Here is a 7,431-nt window from a genome sequence, read left to right as displayed (position 1 = left end):
GGAGGAGGGCGCCCGACCCGTCGGCCGTCCCGGCCCACCCTACGGGGCGGTGGCCGCGGCCCCCGGCGAGCGGGCGAGGGCCTAGCCGGCGAAGGGCCGGACCCGCAGCCCCCGGACGCCGGGGCGCACCGTGAAGAGCGCTCCGGCGAGCGGGTCGTCGTCGCGGTCGGCGCCCGGCTCGGCGCCCGGCTCGGCCTCCTCGAGGCCCTCGGCCGACGTCGTGATGAAGAGGTCGGCGAGGTCCGGGCCCCCGAAGGCGCACGCGGTGACCTGGCGGGCGCCGACGTCGACGACCGCCAGCAGGTCCCCGTCGGGCGAGATGCGGTGGACGGCCGAGCCGCCGAAGAGGGCCGCCCACACGCAGCCCTCCTCGTCGACGGCGAGCCCGTCCGGTCCGCCCCGCTCCTCCGGCGTCTCCCGCAGCGCTCGGCGCTCGACGACCTCGCCGGCGTCGTCGACGACGAGGCGCCACAGCCGCTGGGTCGGGGTGTCGTGGTAGTAGGCGCAGGACCCGTCGGGGGACCAGGCGAGGCCGTTGGAGATCGTCAGGCCCTCGAGGACGACGTGCACCGAGTGGTCGGGCTCGAGGCGGTAGAGCGTCGCGGCGCCCTCGCGGGCGTCGTAGGCCATCGACCCCGCGTAGAAGCGCCCCTGGGGGTCGCAGGCCCCCTCGTTGAAGCGGATCGTCGGGTCGTCCCACACGTCGGGCAGGCGGCGCGGCGGGACGCGGCCGAGGTCGCCCTCGTCGAGCAGGGCGAAGCAGCGCTCGAGGGCCACGACGAAGCCTCCCCGCTCCCGGGGGCGGACGACGGCGAGGACGTCGCCGAGGTGGTGCCGCTCGACGTCGTCGTCGGCGGCGCGCTCGCCGTCCCACCCCTCCGGCAGCGTCCACGAGAGCAGGTCGCCGCGGAGCATGTCGACCCAGCGCAGCGCGCCCGCCCTCTCGTCCCACACCGGGCCCTCGCCGTGGTGGGCCAGCGGAGACGTCAGCTGCCGGGCCTCCAGGCGCAGGCCGACCGCCGGGTCGCGGGGGTCGGGGCGCCCCGCCTCGACGTCGTCCGGCCGGGCGCCGGGTCGTCCGCCGTCGTGGGGGGCGGCGTCAGGGGACTCACGGTCTCCGGTCGGCGGGGTCATGCCCGCGAGTGTGCCGCCGGAGGCGGCCCCCGTCCTGCGCGCGCCGCGGACCTCCCCCCTCACCTCTGGGGCGACGTGTGGCCATGCCGCCCTCCCCCACCTCTCTCGCGGGACGACGTGTGGCCATGTCGCCCTCCGGTGCCCCGCGACTGGGGCGACGTGTGGCCATGTCGTCCTCGGGGCGGGCCGGACGGGGGACGCCGACGCCCTGACGGCGGCGCCGGGATGCAGCGGGCCCCCTCGCGCGTTGGAGGGGACATGCTCGATCCCCACGACCTCGTGGAGGTCTACGAGACCTCCGACCTCACCCCCGGCGAGCGGCCCGTGCTCGTCCACGCCCTGCGCGGCTTCGTCGACGCCGGGTCCGCGAGCTCGCTGGCGGTCAGCACGCTCCTGGCCGAGCTGGAGAACGAGCCCGTCGCGCGCTTCGACGCCGACCAGCTCGTCGACTACCGCGACCGCCGGCCGCGCATGACCTTCCGCACCGACCGCTTCGACTCGGTGACGATGCCCGAGATCCTCGTGCACGCCGTCCGGGACGCCGCCGGGCGCCCCTTCCTCGTGCTGTCGGGCCCGGAGCCGGACCTGCAGTGGGAGCGCTTCACGGCCGCCGTCCGCCTCCTCGCGGAGCGCTTTGACGTGCGCATGGTCGTGGGCCTCCACGGCATCCCCTGGGCGGCGCCGCACACGCGCCCCGTGGGACTCACCCCGCACGCCAGCAACCGCTCCCTCATCGCCGGGCGCCCGCGCTGGATCGGCGAGGTCGAGGTGCCGGGCCACGTCGGCGCGCTCCTCGAGCAGCGCCTCGGGCAGGCGGGCCTCCCGACGGTGGGCTTCACCGCGCACGTCCCGCACTACCTCGCGCAGGCCGACTTCCCGCCGGCCGCCGTCGCGCTGCTGGAGGCCCTCGGCGAGACGGCCGACCTCGAGCTGCCGACGGGACCGCTCGTGGCGGCGTCGAAGGACGTCCTCGCCGAGGTCGACCGCCAGGTCGCCGGCGACGAGGACACGCGCAGCGCGGTGACGGCGATGGAGCACACCTACGACGCCGTCCTCGCCGGCCGCGCGCTCGAGGGCCCGGGCCTGCTCGCGCCTTCGCTCCCGGCCGACGAGATGCCCGACGGCGACGAGCTGGCCGCCGACCTCGAGGCCTACCTCCGCGGCCTCGACGCCTCCGGTGACGACCGCGACCGCCCCTGGGCCTCCGAGGACACCGCGGCGCCGGACGCCGACGACGCGCCGGAGGGCACGACGGCGCCGGAGGGTGACGCGACGCCGGACGACGCGGCGGTCGACGGCGAGGAGCGCGACGACCCCGAGGGCGGGCAGGACGAGAACCGCGGCTGAGCGCCCGTCGGGGAGGCGCCGTCGCGCGTCTCCCCGAGCGGCCCCCGCCGGCGGACTTCGTAGCCCTTCGCCGCCGAGCGGGCCCCCGCCGGCGGACTTCGTAGCCCTCCTCCGCCGAGCCGGCTCCCGCGGGCGGACTTCGTAGCCCTTCTCCGCCGAGCCGGCTCCCGCGGGCGGACGCCGTGGCCCTCTCCGTGGTCGGGGCCGGCGTCCGCCCAGCGGCCCCGCCGCCCGCCGCCGGGGGCGCCCGGGGTAGGAACCTCGGGTGAGCCCTGCGCCCCTTCCCGTGCCCCCCACCGTGCTGGGGCCGGTCGACCGGGTGCCGGCGCCGCTGCTCATGGCCGTCTCGATCGGCAGCGTCCAGTTCGGCAGCGCCGTCGCGAGCACGCTCTTCCCGGCGCTGGGCGCGCCCGGCACTGTGCTGCTGCGGCTGCTGCTCGCGGGCGGCCTCCTCGCGGTGCTGCTGCGCCCGCGCGTGCACCGCTGGTCGGCGGGCGCGCTGGGGGGGTGCGCGCTGCTGGGGGCCGCCATGGCCGGCATGAACGCGCTGTTCTACCTCTCGATCGAGCGCCTGCCCCTCGGCGTCGCGGTGTCCGTGGAGCTGCTCGGCCCGCTCGTCCTGTCGGTCGTGCAGGCCCGCCGCGCGCAGGACGCGCTCTGGTCCGGGCTCGCCCTGGCCGGGGTCGTGCTCCTCGGCGTCCGGGCGCTCGGCGACGCCGGGGCCGGCGAGGGCCTCGACGTCCCGGGCCTCGTGCTGGCCGCCTCGGCGGGGGCGTGCTGGGCGGGCTACATCCTCGCCAGCGCCTGGGTCGGGCGGCTCGTGCCCGGCACGGGCGGGCTGGCCGTCTCCCTGCTCGTCGGCGCCGTCCTCGTGGCCCCCTTCGGGCTGGCGGGCGCGCTCGAGGTGGTCGAGCGTCCGGGCCTGCTGCTCGCGGCCCTGGCCGTGGCGCTCCTGTCCTCCGTCGTGCCCTACGGGGCCGACCTCGCGGCGCTGCGCCGCCTGCCCACCCGCGTCTTCGGCGTCCTCATGAGCCTGCAGCCGGTCGCCGCCGCGATCGCCGGGCTCGTGGTGCTGGGGCAGGGCCTGGCGACGGCCGAGCTCGTGGCGCTGGCGCTCGTCAGCACGGCGAGCGCGGGCGTGGCGCTCGGGCGCCGGCGCGGCGAGCCCGTGCAGGCCCGTCCGGAGGACGTCTCGCGCACGACCGGGCGCACCCGTCGGCGTCCTCGGCTACGCTGACGGTAGTCCAACGTTCACATACCCGTGGGCGTGGCACGAGAACCGAGCCGAGGAGGCCCCATGGCGACCAAGGTCGCGATCATCTACTACTCCATGACCGGCACCATCGACACGATGGCCCGCCGCCTGGCCGCGACGGCCGAGGAGCAGGGCGCCGAGGTGCGCCTCCTCGCCGTGGGCCGCGAGGACGCCGCCGGCGCCGAGGGCTCGACGGACCGCCCGCAGGAGCCGACCGCCGACGACATGGAGTGGGCGGACGTCGTCCTCTTCGGCTCCCCGTCGCGCTACGGCAACGTGGCCGGCCGCCTCAAGGTCTTCATCGACAGCCTGGGCGGCCTGTGGGCCAAGGGCCTGCTGGCGAACAAGGTCTACGCCGGCTTCACCGCGTCGCAGACGCTGCACGGCGGCCAGGAGGCCGTCCTGCTCAGCCTCTACACGACCATCCACCACTTCGGCGGCATCGTCGTGACCCCGGGCTACACCGACGGCTCGAAGTTCGTCGACGGCAACCCCTACGGCGTCGGCCACGTCACCGGCGGCGGCAACGACGCCCCGGTCGACGACGTCACCAACGGCGCCCTCGACCACATGGTCACCCGCGCCATCTCGGTGAGCCGCAAGCTCACCGCCTGAGCACCCGCACGCCCCGAGGGGCCCGCACCCGCACGGGTGCGGGCCCCTCGTCGTCCCGGGCAGTCCCTCGCCCTGGGGCCCTCGCCCTGGGGCCCTCGCCCCGGGGCCCTCGACCCGGGGAGCGCCGGGCCGGCTACCGCGAGCGCACGTACCGGTCGACGTCGGCCGTGCGCCCCGCGAGCAGGACCTCGTCGCCGTAGGCGAGCGTCGTGCTCGCGTCCGCGTAGGTGAACTCCTCGGCCCCGGCGTGCTTGACGGAGACGACCGTGACGCGGTGGCGGCGCCGCAGGCCGCTCTCGCCGAGCGGCACGCCCACGAGGTCCTGCGGCGGGGTCGCCGTGGCCAGCACCCAGTCGCGGCTCACCTGCAGGTAGTCGCTGACCTCGCCGGACACGAGGTGCGCCAGGCGCGCGCCCATCTCCTCCTCGGGCAGGACGACGTGGTGGGCGCCGACGCGGCGCAGGATCCGCTCGTGCTGGCGGTCGAGGGCCTTGGCCCAGATGTGCTCGACGCCGAGCTCGTCGAGCAGCGCCGTCGTGAGGATGCTCGAGTGCTGGTCGCTGCCGACGGCGACGACGGCGCGGTCGAAGTCGGGGACGCCCAGCTCCTCGAGGGCCTCCCGGTCGGTGCAGTCCGCGGCGACGACCTGGCCGATCTGGCCCGCCATCCGCTGGACGACGACGGGGTCGCGGTCGACGGCGAGCACCTCCGCGCCGCGCCGGACGAGCTCGAGGGCGAGGGCCGTGCCGAAGCGGCCGAGCCCGATGACGACGACGGGGGTCAGGCGGTCAGCCAACGATGGTCCTCTCCTCGGGGTACTGCGTGCGGCGGGAGCGCTCGCGCAGGGCCAGGGCCGTGGCGAGCGTCAGCGGCCCCACCCTGCCCGCGAGCATGAGCGCCACCAGCACGAGCTGCGCGCTGGTGGGCAGGTCGGCCGTGATCCCGGTGGACAGGCCCACGGTGGCGAAGGCCGACACGGCCTCGAAGAGCGCCTGGTCGAGCGAGACGCGCGAGAGGTCGAGCAGGAGCGAGGTGCCGACGACGGCGAGCGCCGTCCCGAGGAGGGCCACCGACAGCGCCTGCCGCTGCGTGGCCTGCGGCACCCGGCGGCGCCCCACGACCACGGCGGGCTCGCCGCGCACCTCGGCCCAGACGACGAAGGCGAGCAGCCCGAACGTCGTCACCTTGATGCCGCCGGCCGTGCCGGCGCTGCCGCCCCCGATGAACATGAGCACGTCGGTGAGGAACAGCGTCTCGGGGCGAAGCGCACCGATGTCGACGGCGTTGAAGCCGGCGGTGCGGGCCATGACGGACGCCGTGAACGCGCCCAGCGCCCGGTCCTCGGGGTCCAGGGCGCCCAGCGTCGCCGGGTTGCTCACCTCGCCCACGAGGTAGCCGACCGTCCCGACGACGAGGAGCACCGCCGTGACCGCGACCGTGATCCGCGTCAGGACCGACCACCGCGACGGGCGTCGCCAGGAGCGCACGAGCTCGAAGACGACGGGGAAGCCGAGGCCGCCCACGACCACGGCCGCGCAGACGGCGCCGAGGACCACCGGGTCGCCGGCGTACCCGACGAGGCTGTCGGCGTTCGTCGAGAACCCGGCGTTGTTGAAGGCCGAGACGGCGTGGAAGACGCCGTCGTAGAGCGCCGCGCCGAGCCGCTCGTCGTACTCCGCGGCGAAGCGGGCGGTGAGGACGACGGCGACGACGGCCTCGCAGACCAGGCTGAAGAGGACGACGCGACGCACGACCCGCCGCACGTCCGCGCTCGTGAGCGTCTTCGTCTCCGTCTGGGCGACGAGCCGGGCCCGCAGGCCGAGCCGGTGGCGCAGCAGCAGCGCGATGAGCGTCGCCAGCGTCATGATCCCCAGCCCGCCGGCCTGGATGAGCAGGAGGATGACGACCTGGCCGAAGAGCGACCAGTACGAGCCGGTGTCGACGGTCGCGAGCCCGGTGACGCACACGGCCGACACGGCGGTGAAGAGGGCGTCGACGAGCGGCGCCCGCTCGCCGGACGCCGTGGCGAGGGGCAGCGACAGCAGCGCCGTCCCGACCGCGGAGGCGCCCGCGAAGCCGCCGACGACGACGAGCGCCGTCGCCCGCCCGGGCGAGTCGTCGCCTGTTCGCCCTACGAAGCCGCACCCCGGGGCGAGTCGTCGCCAGCTCGCCCCGCGGCGCTCCCGCTCGGGGCGAGTCGTCGCCTACTCGCCCTGCCCACCGGCCAGACGCTCGACGACCGCCGCGACGCGACGGGCGCGCACGGCCGGGGTGGACGCCGTCACGACGCGGAAGCACGCGGCGTAGCGGTCCTGCGCGGGCTGCCCCGCGAAGGCGGCGGCGACGGCGGGGTCCGCGTCCAGGGCCGCCTGCAGGTCCTCGGGGACGACCATGTCGGCGGGTCCGGCGTACGCGCGGTCCCACCGCCCGTCGGCCTGCGCGCGCTCGACCTCGGCCGCCCCGCGCGGGCGCATCCGACCGGACTCGGCGAGCAGCGCGACGGCGACCGTGTTGCGGGCGGACCACAGGCTCCGCGCCCGGCGGGGCGTGAAGCGCTGCCAGTAGGCGCGCTCGTCCCCCCGGCGCGACTGCCCGTCGATCCAGCCGCTGCACAGCGCCTCCTCCAGCGCCTCGGCGTAGACGAGCGTCGTCGGACCGCCGCCGTCGGCGGCCGCGGCCTTGCGCGCGAGCCGCAGCCACACGCCGTCGCTGGTGCTCTCGTGCTCGTCGAGCCAGGCCCGCCAGGCGGCGGCGTCGGCGACCGTCAGCTCGGGCTGCTCGGGGCGGGGGCGCGGGGCGCGCGCCGACGTCGGCGGGTCGACGGTCACGGCGCCCTCCCTCGTGGCTCGGGGGGCCCATCGTGCGGTCCCGCGGCGCCGCGCACCAGACCCGGGGGGGTGCACCGCTCCGCTCGAGCCACGCGGACGCGCTCCCGGCCGCCCCGCCTCGACCTCGTGCGGGGTGGGCTGCCGCGGGTCCAGGTGGCAGCACCTGGTCGGGCTCTACGCCGTCGTGGTGCTGCCCCCTGCCGCGCCGGGGGGCGGCACCGCGGCGAGGAGGGCCGCCGGCCGCTCGAGCAC

Annotated in this window: 5 protein-coding genes and 2 pseudogenes; 3 read left to right on the top strand and 4 right to left on the bottom strand. The window is 77.0% G+C overall.

Annotated elements, in window-relative coordinates:
* Positions 1-81 precede the first annotated feature (81 nt).
* Positions 82-1,134: an SMP-30/gluconolactonase/LRE family protein gene (locus HLB09_RS10485; RefSeq protein WP_171203324.1), complete on the bottom strand. Its 1,053-nt coding sequence runs from the start codon at positions 1,132-1,134 to the stop codon at positions 82-84.
* A gap of 258 nt (positions 1,135-1,392) precedes the next feature.
* Here HLB09_RS10485 and HLB09_RS10480 point away from each other — a divergent pair.
* The 3 genes and pseudogenes from HLB09_RS10480 to HLB09_RS10470 all read left to right on the top strand — a co-directional run.
* Positions 1,393-2,292 (top strand): annotated as a pseudogene (locus HLB09_RS10480) (PAC2 family protein); the annotation flags it as partial.
* A 454-nt stretch (positions 2,293-2,746) separates the two neighbouring features.
* Positions 2,747-3,718 carry an EamA family transporter gene (locus tag HLB09_RS10475; protein ID WP_212770891.1) on the top strand — a complete coding sequence of 324 codons (972 nt, stop codon included), beginning with the start codon at positions 2,747-2,749 and terminating at the stop codon, positions 3,716-3,718.
* A 60-nt stretch (positions 3,719-3,778) separates the two neighbouring features.
* Complete coding sequence (locus tag HLB09_RS10470; protein ID WP_171203323.1) at positions 3,779-4,351, top strand: flavodoxin family protein; 573 nt, start codon at positions 3,779-3,781, stop codon at positions 4,349-4,351.
* A 133-nt stretch (positions 4,352-4,484) separates the two neighbouring features.
* On the opposite strand, the gene HLB09_RS10465 is transcribed toward HLB09_RS10470, so the two are convergent.
* From HLB09_RS10465 to HLB09_RS19995, 3 genes and pseudogenes are all read right to left on the bottom strand, one after another.
* Complete coding sequence (locus tag HLB09_RS10465) at positions 4,485-5,147, bottom strand: potassium channel family protein (RefSeq protein ID WP_171203322.1); 663 nt, start codon at positions 5,145-5,147, stop codon at positions 4,485-4,487.
* Positions 5,140-6,447, bottom strand: a pseudogene (locus HLB09_RS10460) (TrkH family potassium uptake protein); the annotation flags it as partial. The gene HLB09_RS10465 and the pseudogene HLB09_RS10460, both read right to left, overlap by 8 nt.
* 108 nt (positions 6,448-6,555) lie before the next feature.
* Positions 6,556-7,179, bottom strand: coding sequence for a YdeI/OmpD-associated family protein (locus HLB09_RS19995; RefSeq protein ID WP_171203321.1), 624 nt, complete (start codon positions 7,177-7,179; stop codon positions 6,556-6,558).
* Between the last annotated feature and the right edge of the window lie 252 nt (positions 7,180-7,431).

Source organism: Pseudokineococcus marinus (genome assembly GCF_013004605.1).
In the GTDB taxonomy this organism is placed as follows: Bacteria; Actinomycetota; Actinomycetes; order Actinomycetales; family Quadrisphaeraceae; genus Pseudokineococcus; species Pseudokineococcus marinus.
Note: the sequence above shows the minus strand (reverse complement) of the source record. Positions and strands in the feature narration are given on the sequence as shown.

What these genes read in the sequence shown, in the direction of transcription:
- HLB09_RS10485 (WP_171203324.1), bottom strand. Translation starts at nt 1,134, where the DNA reads ATGACCCCGCCGACCGGAGACCGTGAGTCCCCTGACGCCGCCCCCCAC.
- HLB09_RS10470 (WP_171203323.1), top strand. Translation starts at nt 3,779, where the DNA reads ATGGCGACCAAGGTCGCGATCATCTACTACTCCATGACCGGCACCATC.